This is a genomic window from Streptomyces sp. RK9 (assembly GCF_045070545.1).
In the GTDB taxonomy this organism is placed as follows: domain Bacteria; phylum Actinomycetota; class Actinomycetes; order Streptomycetales; family Streptomycetaceae; genus Streptomyces; species Streptomyces alboflavus.
Genome location: NZ_CP173704.1, coordinates 3075652 through 3091205 on the forward strand (window position 1 = coordinate 3075652; position 15554 = coordinate 3091205).

Here is a 15554-nt window from a genome sequence, read left to right on the forward strand (position 1 = left end):
GAACCTCCTCGACCTCCTCTGGACGCCACCATGACGACTGCCAAAGAAGCCACAGAGCACAGCGGCGACGTACGCCTCAGCGGCATCAGCAAGACCTACGGCTCCTTCACGGCCGTGCACCCGCTCGACCTCACCGTGCCCCAGGGCTCCTTCTTCGCGCTGCTCGGCGCCTCCGGCTGCGGCAAGACCACCACCCTGCGCATGATCGCCGGCCTGGAGGAGCCCAGCAGCGGCACCGTCCGCCTCGGCGAGCAGGACGTCACCGCGCTGCCGCCCTACAAGCGGCCCGTGAACACGGTCTTCCAGTCGTACGCCCTCTTCCCGCACCTCGACATCTTCGAGAACGTCGCCTTCGGCCTGCGCCGGCGCGGCATCAAGTCGGTGAAGAAGCAGGTCGGCGAGATGCTCGACCTGGTCCAGCTCGGCGAGCAGGCCCGCAAGAAGCCGCACCAGCTCTCCGGCGGCCAGCAGCAGCGCGTCGCCGTCGCCCGCGCCCTCATCAACCACCCCAAGGTGCTGCTCCTCGACGAGCCCCTCGGCGCCCTCGACCTGAAGCTGCGCCGCCAGATGCAGCTCGAACTCAAGCGCATCCAGACCGAGGTCGGCATCACCTTCGTGCACGTCACGCACGACCAGGAGGAGGCCATGACGATGGCCGACACCGTCGCCGTGATGAACGGCGGCCGCGTCGAGCAGCAGGGCGCCCCCGCCGACCTGTACGAGAACCCGCGCACCACCTTCGTCGCCAACTTCCTCGGCACGTCCAACTTCATCGAGGCCGAGGTGGCCGAGGTCAGCGGCGACGACGTGTTCCTCAAGGCGGGCGGCGGGAAGCTGACGCTGCCCACGGCGCGATGTACGGCGGCCGCCACCACCGGCGGCACGGTCCTGGTGGGCGTACGCCCGGAGAAGATCTCGCTCGCGCACGCCGACGACGCGGGCGAGATCCCCGCCGGACGCAACCGCATCACCGGCCGCATCGCCGACTCCAGCTTCATCGGCGTCTCCACGCAGTACGTCGTCGACAGCCCCGTCTGCGACGCCTTCGAGGTGTACGCGCAGAACATCGAGCGCGACACCCGGCTCGTCCCGGGCGCCGAGGTCGTCCTGCACTGGAACCCCGCGCACACCTTCGGCCTCGACGCCGACCAGGACGCCGAAGCCGGCGTCGAGAAGGTCGAGGAGGACGCGTGACGACCCTCATCGAGGCCGCACCCCCCGAGGCCGACGAGCCCCCGGCGAAGCCGCCCCGCCGACGCGGCCGCCTCGTCCCCTACTGGCTGCTGCTCCCCGGCATCCTCTGGCTGCTCGTCTTCTTCGCGCTGCCGCTGGTCTACCAGGCCTCCACGTCCGTGCAGACCGGCTCCCTCGAAGAGGGCTACAAGGTCACCTGGCACTTCGCCACCTACTGGGACGCGCTCGGCGACTACTGGCCGCAGTTCCTGCGCTCGGTGATCTACGCGGGCGCCGCGACGATCCTGTGCCTGCTGCTCGGCTACCCGCTGGCCTACCTCATCGCGTTCCGCGCGGGCCGCTGGCGCAATCTGATCCTCGTCCTGGTGATAGCGCCGTTCTTCACCAGCTTCCTCATCCGCACGCTGGCCTGGAAGACGATCCTCGCCGACGGCGGCCCCGTCGTCGGCGCCCTGAACAACCTGCACCTGCTCGACGTCACCAACTGGCTCGGCGCCACCGACGGCGACCGCGTCCTCGCCACCCCGCTCGCGGTGGTCTGCGGACTCACGTACAACTTCCTGCCGTTCATGATCCTGCCGCTCTACACCTCCCTGGAGCGCATCGACGGCAGGCTGCACGAGGCCGCGGGCGACCTCTACGCCCGGCCCTCCACCACCTTCCGCAAGGTGACGTTCCCCTTGTCCATGCCGGGCGTCGTCTCCGGCACCCTGCTCACCTTCATCCCGGCGGCGGGCGACTACGTGAACGCCGACCTGCTCGGGTCCACCGACACCCGCATGGTCGGCAACGTCATCCAGACGCAGTTCCTGCGCATCCTGGACTACCCGACGGCCGCGGCGCTCTCCTTCATCCTGATGGCCGCGATCCTGTTCATGGTGACGTTCTACATCCGCAAGTCGGGGACGGAGGATCTCGTCTGATGTCTTTCCTCTCCGTGCTCTCGAAGCCTTTCCGCTGGCTGCGCCGGAATCTCGTCGTCATCGCCGGACTCCTCACGCTCGGCTATCTGCTGCTTCCCAATGTCGTCGTCACGGTCTTCTCCTTCAACAAGCCGAAGGGCCGCTTCAATTACTCCTGGCAGGAGTTCTCGACGGACGCCTGGAAGGACCCCTGCGGCGTCGCCGACATGTGCGGTTCGCTCTCGCTGAGCCTGCAGATCGCCTTCTGGGCGACGCTCGGCGCGACCGTGCTCGGCACGATGATCGCCTTCGCGCTCGTGCGCTACCGCTTCCGGGCGCGCGGCGCCGTGAACTCGCTGATCTTCCTGCCGATGGCGATGCCCGAGGTCGTCATGGCCGCCTCGCTGCTCACGCTGTTCCTCAACATGGGCGCCCAGCTGGGCTTCTGGACCGTCCTCATCGCGCACATCATGTTCTGCCTGAGCTTCGTCGTGACGGCCGTGAAGGCGCGTGTGATGTCCATGGACCCGCGCCTGGAACAGGCCGCCCAGGACCTCTACGCCGGGCCCGTGCAGACCTTCCTGCGGGTCACCCTGCCGATCGCCGCGCCCGGCATCGCCGCGGGCGCGCTGCTCGCCTTCGCGCTGTCCTTCGACGACTTCATCATCACGAACTTCAACGCCGGATCGACTGTGACCTTCCCCATGTTCGTCTGGGGATCGGCGCAGCGGGGCACACCCGTTCAGATCAATGTGATCGGTACGGCGATGTTCCTGATCGCCGTCCTTCTCGTGGTGGCAGGAATGCTCGTCGGAAAGCGCCGCGCCAAGAAATCCCTTTAAGAGCTGCAAGAGTCGCAAGAGCTGCAAGAGTCGCAAGAACTGCAAGAGTCGCAAGAGTCGCACAGTCGCAAGAGCCCTGAAGGAGTTGGAAATCATGGCCCCAAGCGCCATGACCCGCTGGACCACGTCTCTCGCCGAGGCCAAGCCGGTCTCGTTCTGGCTGGACGACCCGAAGAAGCCCGAGCCCGAACCGGCCCTCGTCGGTGACGAGCGCTGCGACCTGCTCGTCGTCGGCGGCGGTTACAGCGGCCTGTGGACGGCCCTGATCGCCAAGGAGCGCGACCCCGGCCGTGACGTCGTCCTCGTCGAGGGCCGCGAGATCGGCTGGGCCGCCTCCGGCCGCAACGGCGGCTTCTGCGCCGCGTCCCTCACCCACGGCCTCCCCAACGGCCTCGCCCGCTGGCCCGACGAGATCACGAAGCTGGAGGAGCTCGGCGCCCGCAACCTCGACGAGATCGAGGCCGCCGTCGCCCGCTACGGCATCGACTGCGACTTCGAGCGCACCGGCGAGATCGACGTGGCGACCCAGCCGCACCAGCTCGCCGAGCTGCACGAGGTGTACGAGGAGATGGCCGGGCTCGGCCTCGCGGGCGGCGCCGAGATGCTCGACGCGGACGCGGTGCGCGCGCAGGTGGACTCGCCCACGTTCCTCGGCGGCCTGTGGGACCGTGACGGCGTCGCCATGCTGCATCCGGCGAAGCTGGCCTGGGGCCTCAAGCGGGCCTGTCTCGACCTCGGCGTGCGGATCCACGAACACACCCCGGCTCTCGACCTCGCCTCGCCCGGCGCGGGCATGGCGATCCGCACGCCCTACGGCCGGGTCTACGCCCGCCAGGTCGCGCTTGGCACGAACGTCTTCCCGTCCCTGGTCAAGCGCGTCCGCCCGTACACGGTCCCGGTGTACGACTACGCCCTCATGACCGAGCCCCTGACCCCCGACCAGCTCGCCGCGATCGGCTGGCGGGGGCGCCAGGGCCTCGGCGACGCCGCCAACCAGTTCCACTACTTCCGGCTGTCCGCCGACAACCGCATCCTGTGGGGCGGGTACGACGCCATCTACCCCTACGGCGGCAAGGTCCGCGCCGAGTACGACCACCGCCCCGAGACGTACGCGAAGCTCGCCGGGCACTTCTTCACCTGCTTCCCGCAGCTGGAGGGGGTGCGCTTCACACACGCGTGGGGCGGCGCGATCGACACCTGCTCGCGCTTCTCGGCGTTCTTCGGCACGGCGTACGGGGAGCGGGTCGCGTACGCCGCCGGATACACCGGACTCGGGGTCGGGGCCACGCGGTTCGGCGCCGAGGTGATGCTCGACCTGCTCGCGGGGGAGCGCACGGAGCGCACCCGTCTGGAGATGGTCCGCTCCAAGCCGCTGCCGTTCCCGCCGGAGCCGATCGCCTGGACCGGCGTGGCGCTGACCAAGTGGTCCCTGGCCCGGGCCGACGAGAACGGCGGGCGCCGCAATGCGTGGCTGCGCGCGATGGACAAGATGGGACTCGGCTTCGACAGCTGACCCGGAGATCCACCGGCGTACGCCGCTCCGCTCCGTGACGCGCTTCACTACCACTCAGTAGCGGAAGCCGCGTAATGCCCGGCCCCGGGGCCGCTCTTCCTCGTGACACGCGTATGCGTGACCGACGAGAGGAAGGTTCGCCATGACGGGCTCGGGCAGTAAATCGGCGGTCGAGTGGCTGGTGTCGGTGGCGCCGGATCCGGACGCCTGCCGCTGGGAGTGGGAACGCAACCCCCTGGGGGTCGTCCTGCTCCCGGCCGGCCGGCTCTGGGACGTGCTCATCCTGCCCGGCGACCTGGGCTACCCCACGCTGGACGTGCTCGCCCGGGTCGTGGACCGACCCGGCCCGGTCCTGGCCGACTTCGGCGACGCCCGCATGGGCTTCTTCGTGCCCGCGGGCACGGTCGCGCGCTGGCTGGGCACGGGGGTGCGGGGCGCGGGGCGCGGCACCTGGATCGTCGTGCCCTACCCAGGCAGGTCCACCGGCGGTGTGCGCTGGCTGATCCCACCGGACGGCTCCGGCACGCTGGTGGACCCGGCACTTCTGGAACTCGCGATGCACGAGGCGGCGGCGTCGCTGGCGCGGGGCGGTGGGGCCGGTGGGGCCGGTGGGGCGGGGGAGGGTGCCGAGGGTGCCGAAGACGGCGAGGGGTGAACGGCCCTCAGCCCCGGTCGTAGCCACGGCCTGAGACCCCCTCCACACCGCCGACACCACACCAGCACCGCTGGACACCCCCTGCACACGGCAGGGGCGGTGCTGCGCGAAGCCCCGGCGACGGCCCCGAGGCAGTCCTGACAACAACCTTGACAACGGCATTGGTCTGGACCATCTTGAGCGCGTCCTGCTCTCCCATCCCCCCACCCGCGGAGGCAGTTGTGGACCGCTCACACTCCCGCTCACCCCTGCGCAGACCCCGACTCCTCACCGCGGCGGCAGCACTCGCGCTCGCGGCATCCGGCCTGCTCGCCGTGGAGAGCACGGCGGACTCGGCGCCCCCGACGAGTTCGGCGCGCGCCGACGCCAAGGCTCCGGCGGCCGACGCCGAGGCCCTCCCCGCCCACGCACTGGTCGGCTATCTGCACACCAGCTTCGCCAACGGCTCCGGCTACACGCGCCTCGCGGACACCCCGGCCGGCTGGGACATCATCGACCTGGCGTTCGGCGAGCCCACGTCGGCCACGTCCGGCGACATCCGCTTCAGCCTCTGCCCGAAGACGGAGTGCCCGAACGTCGAGACGAAGGACGAGTTCAAGGCCGCCATCAAGGCCAAGCAGGCCCAGGGCAAGAAGGTGCAGATCTCCATCGGCGGCCAGAACGGCCAGGTGCAGCTGACCACCACCCAGGCCCGCGACAAGTTCGTCTCGTCCGTCTCCGCGATCATCGACGAGTACGGCCTCGACGGCCTGGACATCGACTTCGAGGGCCACTCGCTGTCGCTGAACGCCAACGACACGGACTTCAAGAACCCCACGACCCCGGTGATCGTGAACCTGATCTCGGCGGTGAAGACCCTCAAGGCCAAGTACGGCCCCGGCTTCACGCTCACGATGGCCCCGGAGACGTTCTTCGTGCAGCTGGGCTACCAGCACTACGGCCCCGGCCAGTGGGGCGCCGACCCGCGCGCGGGCGCCTACCTCCCGGTCATCCACGCCCTGCGCGACGACCTCACCCTGCTGCACGTCCAGGACTACAACTCGGGCCCGATCATGGGCCTCGACAACCAGTACCACCAGATGGGCGGCGCGGACTTCCACATCGCCATGACCGACATGCTCCTCACCGGCTTCCCGGTCAAGGGCAACACGGCCAACGTCTTCCCGCCGCTGCCCCCGGAGAAGATAGCCATAGGAATGCCCGCCTCGGTGAACGCGGGCAACGGCCACGTCTCCACGACCGAGGTCAACAAGGCCCTGGACTGCCTGACGAAGAACACCAACTGCGGCTCCTACCGCCCCCACGGCAAGTGGCCCACCCTGCGCGGCCTGATGACCTGGTCCATCAACTGGGACCGCTTCAACAACTGGGAGTTCTCCAAGAACTTCGACAGCTACTTCGGCAGCAACTGATCCCAGACCCGCCGCAGCGCACCCGCCCGCCCCGGCCCGTCCAACTCCCGCAGCACGCCCGGCAGATCCAGCGGCAGCGATCGCACCCGGGCCGACGTGCCGCCGTCCCACCGCCGCACGGCGACGCTCTCTCGGGGAGCCGAGGACCCGCCGGGGTGGACGAGCACGCACGTCGGCATCCTGCCGTCCGGCTGCCGGGCGAGCGCGTGGGCGTACAGGAACGCCTGATACAGGTCGGCGGTGCTCAGCTTCCCGCCGCGCGCGCCGGCCTCGTACAGCTTGTACTTGACGTCCACCGGAAGGCACAGGTCCGGGCCGGTGACGAGGACGTCCGGGCGGATCTCGCTGTAGGGCGTTCCGGTGCGCTCGTCGTGCAGGACGCCGCGCTGCCGGGACTGGTCGTGGACCGCGTACCCGGTGGTCCCGGCGCCCGCTGCCGCCTCGGTGAGCAGCCGGGTCGTGAAGGACTCGAAGAGGGTGTTCATGTCGACCAGGAACGCGCGCGACGCCAGCGGTCCGGCGGCGAACAGGTCCGCGATGCCGCCGCCGCCGAGGAGCAGCGCGGACCAGCGGTGCGGGGCGCGGTAGTGCTCGTTGTGCCGGTGGTAGTCGAGCCCGGCGAGCGCCGTCCGCAGGTCCCCGAGCGGTCCGGGCGCCAGCGCGGCGAACCGTGCCGCCGCCCGCCGGGCCCTCGCCCGCACGGCCGGATCGCGGGTGGTGCGGGCGGCGAGGTCGGTGGCCGCCGCGCACAGGCGGTTGTCGAGGACGTCCGGGTCGTGGTCGTCGAAGCGGCAGGCGAGCCGATCGAGGCGGCCGTACAGACGCAGCACTTGACGGTCCACCAGGAGCCGCCCGCGGACGGCGGGCAGCTCGTCCTCGGACGTCACGTAGTCGCGCCGCACGCCGTGGCCGAGCAGCCGTTCGGCGTGCTCGGTGACGAGCAGCGCCACCAGGTCCCGCAGGTTCGGGGCGCCGTCGGCGGCCGTGCGGTGGGCGTCCAGCGGCGGGCAGGTGCCGTCGTTGGCGTACGCGAGCATCCGCAGGACGTCCAGGTCCTCGCCCAGATACTTGGGCCGGACGCGGATCTCGCAGGCGTCGAGGCGCACCACACCGACATGCTGGTAGGCCGTGATCTCCAGGCGTCCGCCCGCGAGTTCGCGCACCGTGAGGCGTTCCGCGAGGCCCGGCGCCGCGCACAGACGGCGGTCGGCGGCGCTCAGCGTGACGCCCTCGACGATGGCCGTCCCGTACTCCCGCACCCCCACCACCGGCGCGCGGGTCCCGTCCACGGGTGTCGGCACGCTACTCCGTCCCGCCCTTGACCTGGAGTTCCGTGTACAGCGCGGTGACCAGGTCCTCGTCGCTGAGGTCCCGCAGGGTGTGCGTGGCGGTGTCGACGAGGTCGTCACCGAGGAAGGCGGCGAGCAGTGTGTAGTCGTCGTACGCGTACTCTTGGAGGAGCGGCAGGATCTCGCTGCGGACGATCGCGGCGAGTTCGGCGGCGGAGTCCACGGGCGCGCCGCCCGGCAGGAAGAAGGCGTGCCCGATCTGCTTCTCGCGGTCGAGATGGGTGCGGATCCGCTGGTTGAGGGTGTCGAGGAGGTCGGCCAGGTGCAGCTGGTCGACGTGGCAGCCCTGGAGCGGCGCGGAGTCGGGGAGGAGTTCGAGGAAGGCGAAGCGGCGGCGGACGGCCGCGTCCAGGGCGCGGATGGAGCGGTCGGCGGTGTTCATGGTGCCGATGACGTACACGTTCGGCGGGATCGTGAACGGGTCCTGGCTGAGCGGCAGCGTGACCGAGCGGCCCCGCTTGTCCTTCTCCAGGAGCGTCACCGCCTCACCGAGGATCTTGGGCAGATGCCCGCGGTTCAGCTCGTCCACCACCACCAGGTAGGGATGGCCGGGGTCGGCCGCGGCGGCCGCGCACACCCGCTTGAACACGCCGTCGCTGAGGCCGAGGGAGATCCCGCCCGCCCCCGCGCCGTCGGCACCGCCCGCCCGCACCGGCCGGTAGCCCTCGATGAAGTCCTCGTACCCGTAGCTCGGGTGGAACGTCACGGTCGTCAGGCGCCCGGCGGCCGAGAGCGCGTCGAGGGCCGCGCCGAAGGCCGACGTGCCCGGCTCGGCGTACGGGTCGACGCCCGGAAGGCCGGACAGCTCGCCGAGGCGGCGCACCGCGAACCGCAGCGCGGTGTAGGTCTTGCCGGTGCCCGGCGGGCCGAACAGGACGGCCTGGCCGCGCCGTTCGAGGGCGTCCGCGAGCGTGCGCAGCTCCGCGTCCAGGGGCTGCGCGACCGCCGCCGCGGCCTCCGGCAGCGCGTCCGCCGACGCCTCGTCGTCGGGGCCCGCCTGCGCGCCGTCCGACTTGGCGCGACGGATCTTCGTCCACAGGGCGGCCGGTACGTCCTTGACGGTCACCGTGGCCCAGGACCGCTCGGGCTCCTCGAGGCGCGTCGCGTACCGGTCGTCCCAGTCGACGCCGACGGTGTGCCGGTGGTCGTCGCGGTCCGCGCGCCACGCGTAGCCCTCGTCCGTCACCCGGCCCGCACTCAGGACCTGGCTCGCGCCGGTGTTGGCGACGACGATGTCGCCGGGGCGCAGACTCAGGAGCTTCCACAGCTCGTTGGCCTTGGCGGAGATCTTCGGCTGGTGGTCGTGGTACTCCTCGGCGTACGCGGTCTTGAACGCCGCCGCGTACTCGTCCTTGTCCGCGTAAGCCCGCAGGTCCCCGACCGCGTCCCAGCCGACGGCGATGTAGCCGCCCGCGCGGCACGCCTCCCACACGCTGCCGTCCCGGCCCGCCGCGATCTTCACGATCTGCTCGGTGCGCTGCGGGTCGGCCCACCAGAAGAGGAACGTCACGACCTCGTCGTACGACCAGCCCGCGAAGCGCCCGTCGGCGTCGACGATGTCCTTGAGCCGGGCCTGGAGGGCGAACCGCTCCAGCTTCGGCACGGGCTCGCCGGTCAGCCGCTGGACGAAGTGCGCCACCCAGGGGTGGGCGTACAGACTGAGGGCGGAGTCCGGCGCGTACACGCGCAGCGTCTTGGCGACGAGCGCGGGGCCCGAGCGGATGGCGTCGATGGCGTCGATGTCGGCCGTGCGCCCCTCGCGGGCGGCGGTGACGGCCTCGACGAGACCGGCCCGCACCTGCTCCCAGGCCTCCTCGGCGCTCGCGTAGCGCGAGTCGTGCCACCAACTGCCGTCCTGGGCACGGAAGTAGATCAGGTGCTTGCGTGCGGAGCCGCCCGCGATGGAGCCGAGCGCGGTGCTCGCGAACTCCAGGAGATAGCAGTACGGCCTGGTCTGCGCGCTGTCGCCGAGGCCGAGCGCGAACCGGTCGAGCGGCAGCGTCGGCCAGTCCTCCCACGGGAAGTCCCGCCGGATCTCCTCGGCCCGCGCCGCCATCTCGGCCAGCGGGGCCGCGTTCCGCTTCCGGTCGAACGCGGCGAGCGCCTCATCCAGCGGCCAGGGCGGCAGGGTCCCGGCCACGGCGGCCGACACGGGCGCGAGCACACAGCCGCACACCCCCGTGATGGGCTGCCCCTTGCCGCCGGTGAGGCCGATGGACTTGGCGAACTCGGCACGGCCCGCGGTGTCCTGGGACGGCGCGGAGTCGATCAGCCGGCGCCACAGCAGTCCGTCGGGGTCGGGAAAGCGGGGCAGCGTCCCGGAGTCGGTGAGGTGCGGGCAGGCCGGGTTGTGGTGGATCAGCCGGCCGTGCAGCGGCAGGAGCACATGGCCGGGGGAGCGCGTGAGGGCGTAGTCCCCGCGTTCGTACGTGACGGCGACCGCCTGCGGCTGCCCCGTCCGCTCCGGCTCGTCGGCCATGCTGCTCCCCCTCGGTGTCCGCGGCGGGCCGCGGAGAGTGCTAGTCCGCGGCCGACCCCCGACCGTACCGTGCCGTGCTCACCGCCATCACGAGCAGGAGGATGCCGCTCAGGCACCAGCTCGCCAGGACGTCGACGGGCCAGTGGTAGCCGCGGTGGATCAGGCCGTAGCCGACGCCGAGGTTGAGGAGGGTGCAGGTGAGGATCAGGGTGCGGCGGGTGGTGGGGCGGGTGAGGTGGGGGAGCAGGAGGAGGACGGCCGCGCCGTAGGCGACGGCGGCTGTGGCGGTGTGGCCCGAGGGGTAGTAGCCGTTGCCCTCCATGCCGGGTGGGCCGGTGCGGTTGACCGCCAGCTTCAGGGGGACCACGAGGACGGGGACCGCCATCATCGTGACGACGGCGGTGAGCGGGGGTGGCCACCAGGGGGTGGCGTCGGTTCGGGAGGTCCGCCAGGCCGTGTACGCGGCGGTGAGGGCGAGGATCGGTACGGCGACCGTCATGTTGCCCAGGTCCGCGAGGAGTTCGGCGAGGCCGTCGGGCAGGGGGCCGTCGGCCAGGGCGCGGCCCGCGCGTTCGTCGAGGCGGCGCAGGGGTCCTTCGGCGGCCACCTGCCAGGTGAACAGGGCGAAGAGCAGGCCGAGGGCGAGGCCGAGGAGGAGACAAGTGGTCGGCCGCCCCGGAACAGGGGGGGTAGTTCCGAGGCGGCCGAGCTGACCGGGCTGCCGCACGCCCCGGGGGGTTTGGGGCGGGCGGCCATCCGATCGGTGAGGAGTTCCGGAGCCATGGGCTCCAGGTGTGCGCGCGAAGGCACGCCCAGGGCGGGGCTGGGGAGGCTCCGACCCGGTGTCGCCCCCGGTTACCCGTGGGCGGGGTGTTTCTCTCATCTGCAGAAACCGTACGTCAGGAGGAAGAGGGCCGACAGGCGGAACGGTATCCCGACATGGGGCTCCCACACGTTCTTCACAGGCCCTGACCGTCACCCCTGGTCACAGCCTCCACACGGCGTGAGGTCGGCACATGTCAGGGGTGGCGACGCCACGGGTGGGTCCGGCCGGGGTGCGCCCGTGGCACACCCCGGCCGGAGCGCGTCAGATCTCGCCGAACGCGGCCTCGATGATGTCCATGCCCTCGTTCAGGAGCTCCTCGCCGATCACCAGCGGCGGCAGGAAGCGCAGCACGTTGCCGTAGGTGCCGCAGGTCAGGACCAGCAGGCCCTGGGCGTGGCAGGCCTTGGCGAGCGCGCCGGCCGCCTCCGGGTTGGGCTCCTTGGTCGCGCGGTCCTTGACCAGCTCGATCGCGATCATGGCGCCACGGCCGCGGATGTCGCCGACGATGTCGTACTTCTCCGCGATCGCGGCCAGCCGGGCCTTCATGGTGGACTCGATCTTCTTCGCCTTGGCGTTGAGGTCGAGCTCCTTCATCGTCTCGATGGCGCCGAGCGCGGCGGCGCAGGCCACCGGGTTGCCGCCGTAGGTGCCGCCGAGGCCGCCCGCGTGCGCGGCGTCCATGATCTCGGCGCGGCCGGTGACGGCGGCGAGCGGCAGGCCGCCCGCGATGCCCTTGGCCGTCGTGATCAGGTCGGGGACGACGCCCTCGTGCTCACAGGCGAACCACTGGCCGGTGCGGCAGAAGCCCGACTGGATCTCGTCCGCGACGAACACGATGCCGTTGTCGGTGGCGAACTTGCTGATCGCGGGCAGGAAGCCGGCCGCGGGCTCGATGAAGCCGCCCTCGCCGAGCACCGGCTCGATGATGATCGCGGCGACGTTCTCCGCGCCGACCTGCTTGGAGATCTGGTCGATGGCCTGGGCGGCGGCCTCGGGCCCGGCGTTCTCGGCGCCGGTCGGCCAGCGGTAGCCGTACGCCACCGGGACGCGGTAGACCTCGGGCGCGAACGGGCCGAAGCCGTTCTTGTACGGCATGTTCTTCGCCGTCAGCGCCATCGTGAGGTTGGTGCGGCCGTGGTAGCCGTGGTCGAAGACGACGACGGCCTGCCGCTTGGTGTACGCGCGGGCGATCTTGACGGCGTTCTCGACGGCCTCGGCGCCGCTGTTGAACAGCGCGGACTTCTTGGCGTGGTCACCCGGCGTCAGCTCGGCCAGGGCCTCGGCCACGGCCACGTAGCTCTCGTACGGCGTGACCATGAAACAGGTGTGGGTGAAGTCCTGCAGCTGGGCGGAGGCGCGGCGCACGACGGCCTCGGCGGAGGCGCCGACGCTCGTCACGGCGATGCCGGAACCGAAGTCGATCAGGCGGTTGCCGTCGACGTCCTCGATGATGCCGCCGCCGGCGCGGGCCGCGAAGACGGGCAGCACGGAGCCCACGCCGCCGGCGACCGCGGCGGTACGGCGGGCCTGCAGCTCCTGGGACTTCGGCCCGGGGATGGCGGTGACGACGCGGCGCTCCTGCGGAAGGTCGGTCATGAGGGCTCCTGGGGGTGGGTCGTGCGGACGCGTGCGACGCGCGCCTTCTGGCGACGCTCGTCTTTCGGACGCTTCTGGCTTTTCTCCGCAGGTTAGGGGCGGGCAAGGGGGTCGGGCATGCTCCACGGGGGAGATGTTGGGCGTGGCGGTTGTCCGTGGTGGACATACCGGTGAACAGGGGTACGTCGCAGGAACAGGGGCACGTCGCCGCCGACGGTGCCGATATGTCCGCCGCGCGTCCCCCGCGGACACCCGGACCCGATGGCGTGTTCGGCGCGCACGCCGCCTAACTGCGGGGCGCGGGCACTAGATTGAGCCGCGAACCACCGTGAACCACTGGACAGGGCAGGTCAGGGGGCAAGGGCCATGACTTCCGACGGCACGCACGACGCTCGCGGTACGCACGCCACGCCGGTGCCGCGTCCGGCGCCGCGACCCGTGTCGCCGCAAGGCGGCGCGAGCGACGTCGAGCGCGTCATCAGCGAGGCCGGTCGGCCCGCGGGCGAGGCGGGACGCGCCGGGAACGGCGTGGCGCCGCGTGCGGGGCAGGGGGGCGGACGGGCCGGGCACGGTGGCGCGTCGCACGCCGGGAACGGTGGGCACGCCGGGACCGGCGGTGGGCACGCCGCGAACGGCGGTGCGGGTGCCGGGACCGGCGGCCACACCGGGACCGGCGGCGGCCACCCCGGCCACAGCGCCGCGCCCGCAGGGACCGGCGGTGCCGCGCACGCCCTCCCGCCCCGCCCCACCCGCGCCCCGGGCGCACCGGCCCGCACCGAGGGCGAGGAGTTCCTCGCCTGGCTGCGCACGCCCCGCCCCGCGACGTTCCCCGGCGTCTGGCGGTTCGACCACCGGCCGCGGCCGGAGCAGGAGCCGGAGGTCGTCCCCACCCGGCAGCTCCTCAGCGGCGCGGTCATCGCCTTCCTGGTGGGCTGGCTCGTCTGGTCGCTCCTGTGGAACGGCTACCTGGGCGGCTGGTGGGTCGTCCCGCTTGAGCTGTTCCTGCCCGACGCCTGGATCTACACCGGCGACAGCGTCGGCAACGCCGTCGTCTGGAACGCGTACTACACCGTCATCGCCCTCGGCATCATGATCGCCGTCGGCCGGGTCGGCCGCTGGGGCGAGGTGTGGCGCCGCTTCGTCGCCCCCCGCCTCAAGCGCCCCGAGCCCGCCGCCCCGCCGCCCCCGCCGGGCGAGGACCCCGCCGAGTGGCCGAAGCTCCGCGCGGGCGGCGCCGGGGCCGCCGCCGACCGGCTCGCCGCCGACGCCCGCGCGGGCCGGATGCGGGACATCGACGTCGCCCGCATCGCCCGCGCCTGGCGCTCCGTGCGCTCCGGCAACAGCCCGCTCGCGACCTTCACCGACGCCGTCGTCCGCGACGGCGCCGCCGCCTGCCCGCACCCCTCCGGCGACCGCGACCTGCCCGCGCGGGCCGCCCGCCACGACCTCGCCACCGCGCAGGTCCGCATCGGCACGACGGTGGACGACCCTCGCAACCCGTACGCCTACCGGGGCGCGGGCCTCGCCCTCGGCCCCGACCTCATCGGCACCTCCCTGCTCGCCGTCGGGCCCGCCGGGTCAGGCAAGACCGGCACTGTCGTGTGGCCGCTCGCCGAGGCGCTGTGCCTGCAGGCCCTCGCCGGGCGCGCCGCCGTCGTCGTCGTGGGCGCGGCGGGCGCGGGGCTCGGACCCGGTGACGACTACGACGTGGTGGTGCGCGTCGGCCACCCGGACTCCGTGTACGACCTCGACCTCTACGGCGGTACGACCGACCCCGACGAGGCCGCCGCCGTGCTCGCCGAGGCCCTCGTCGGCGACCTCGTCGACCCGCACCCCGGGGCCGACAGCCGCCGCTCGACCACCGTCCTCGCCCAGCTCCTCGGCCCGTTCCACGCGGTCCACGGCCGGTTCCCCGGCGTACCGGAGCTGCGGGCCCTGCTCGACGGCGTGCCCGGCCACCTGGACGCGCTCCGCAAGGCCCTCCAGGACGCCGGGCAGGAGGTCATGCTGCGCGAACTCGACGCCCGCGAGCGGCAGCTGGGGCACCCCGGCGACCCCGGCGCGATCCTCGCCGACCGCATCGCGCTGCTCGACCGGCCCGCGTTCGCCGCGTTCTTCGACACCTCCGGGCAGACCACGCCCTTCTCGCTGCGCGCCCTCGACCACCCGGTGCGGGTCCGCATCGACCTGCCCGAGCGCGGGCACGCGGACGCCTCACGGATTCTGGCGCGGCTCGTGCTCGCGCAGTTCACCGCGTCCGCCGCGGTACGCGACGACCGCTCCCTGTTCGCCTGCCTGGTCCTCGACGACGCCACCGGCACGGTGACGCCCGAGGCGGTGCGCCGCATCCAGCGGCTGCGGTCCGCGAACGCGGGGGTCGTCATGACGCTCCGTACGCTCGACGACGCGCCGCGGCCGCTGCGTACGCCCCTGCTCGGCGCCGTCGGCTGCCGCATGGCCCTGTCCGGGCTCACCCCCTGGGACGGGCAGGACTTCGCGGAGGTCTGGGGCAAGGAGTGGACGGAGGCGCGGGACGTCACCGACCGCCAGATCATCGCCGAGACGCCCGCCGGGAAGGCCGTCCACGTCCTGCGCCGCGTCATCACCGGCCAGGCTCCCACCGCCCGCGCGGTCACCGTCCGGCAGGTCGAGCGCGAGCGCTGGTCGGCGTCGGAGCTGGCCCACGCGGTGCCGCCGGGGCACGCGGTGCTGTCGCTGACGGATGTGCGGGGGGAGCACGCGCCGCCGTTGTTGGTGGATCTGCGGGGGTGAGGTTGTGCGTCCGC

10 protein-coding genes and 1 pseudogene are annotated in these 15554 nt (G+C 72.3%); 7 read left to right on the forward strand and 4 right to left on the reverse strand.

Annotation, left to right across the window (positions count from 1 at the left end):
* Positions 1 to 30: 30 nt before the first annotated feature.
* The 6 genes and pseudogenes from AB6L24_RS33930 to AB6L24_RS33955 form a co-directional block, all read left to right on the forward strand.
* Positions 31 to 1194, forward strand: coding sequence for an ABC transporter ATP-binding protein (locus AB6L24_RS33930; protein ID WP_405661782.1), 1164 nt, complete (start codon positions 31 to 33; stop codon positions 1192 to 1194).
* Positions 1191 to 2117: an ABC transporter permease gene (locus AB6L24_RS33935; RefSeq protein WP_405661784.1), complete on the forward strand. Its 927-nt coding sequence runs from the start codon at positions 1191 to 1193 to the stop codon at positions 2115 to 2117. Before AB6L24_RS33930 ends, AB6L24_RS33935 begins: the two co-directional genes overlap by 4 nt.
* Entirely contained in the window at positions 2117 to 2938 is an 822-nt protein-coding gene (locus AB6L24_RS33940) for an ABC transporter permease (RefSeq protein WP_405661786.1), read from the forward strand. The genes AB6L24_RS33935 and AB6L24_RS33940 overlap by 1 nt, the downstream gene beginning before the upstream one ends.
* Before the next feature lie 94 nt (positions 2939 to 3032).
* Positions 3033 to 4451 (forward strand): NAD(P)/FAD-dependent oxidoreductase, encoded by a 1419-nt coding sequence (locus tag AB6L24_RS33945; protein ID WP_405661788.1) that lies wholly within the window; start codon positions 3033 to 3035, stop codon positions 4449 to 4451.
* A gap of 142 nt (positions 4452 to 4593) precedes the next feature.
* Positions 4594 to 5106, forward strand: a complete 513-nt coding sequence (locus AB6L24_RS33950; protein ID WP_405661790.1) for a hypothetical protein — start codon at positions 4594 to 4596, stop codon at positions 5104 to 5106.
* A 395-nt stretch (positions 5107 to 5501) separates the two neighbouring features.
* Positions 5502 to 6518, forward strand: a pseudogene (locus tag AB6L24_RS33955) (chitinase); the annotation flags it as partial.
* Here AB6L24_RS33955 and AB6L24_RS33960 read toward each other — a convergent pair.
* The 4 genes from AB6L24_RS33960 to gabT form a co-directional block, all read right to left on the reverse strand.
* Positions 6500 to 7819: an McrC family protein gene (locus AB6L24_RS33960; protein WP_405661792.1), complete on the reverse strand. Its 1320-nt coding sequence runs from the start codon at positions 7817 to 7819 to the stop codon at positions 6500 to 6502. The pseudogene AB6L24_RS33955 and the gene AB6L24_RS33960 sit on opposite strands and share 19 nt — an antisense overlap.
* 1 nt (position 7820) lies before the next feature.
* Positions 7821 to 10346 (reverse strand): McrB family protein, encoded by a 2526-nt coding sequence (locus AB6L24_RS33965; RefSeq protein ID WP_405661794.1) that lies wholly within the window; start codon positions 10344 to 10346, stop codon positions 7821 to 7823.
* 40 nt (positions 10347 to 10386) lie between these two features.
* Positions 10387 to 11073, reverse strand: a complete 687-nt coding sequence (locus tag AB6L24_RS33970) for a phosphatase PAP2 family protein (RefSeq protein ID WP_405661796.1) — start codon at positions 11071 to 11073, stop codon at positions 10387 to 10389.
* Positions 11074 to 11433: 360 nt separating this feature from the next.
* Positions 11434 to 12768, reverse strand: a complete 1335-nt coding sequence (gene gabT / locus AB6L24_RS33975) for a 4-aminobutyrate--2-oxoglutarate transaminase (RefSeq protein WP_030362029.1) — start codon at positions 12766 to 12768, stop codon at positions 11434 to 11436.
* Positions 12769 to 13134: 366 nt separating this feature from the next.
* Here gabT and AB6L24_RS33980 point away from each other — a divergent pair, with 366 nt between their 5' ends.
* Positions 13135 to 15540 carry an ATP-binding protein gene (locus tag AB6L24_RS33980; protein ID WP_405661799.1) on the forward strand — a complete coding sequence of 802 codons (2406 nt, stop codon included), beginning with the start codon at positions 13135 to 13137 and terminating at the stop codon, positions 15538 to 15540.
* Positions 15541 to 15554 lie beyond the last annotated feature (14 nt).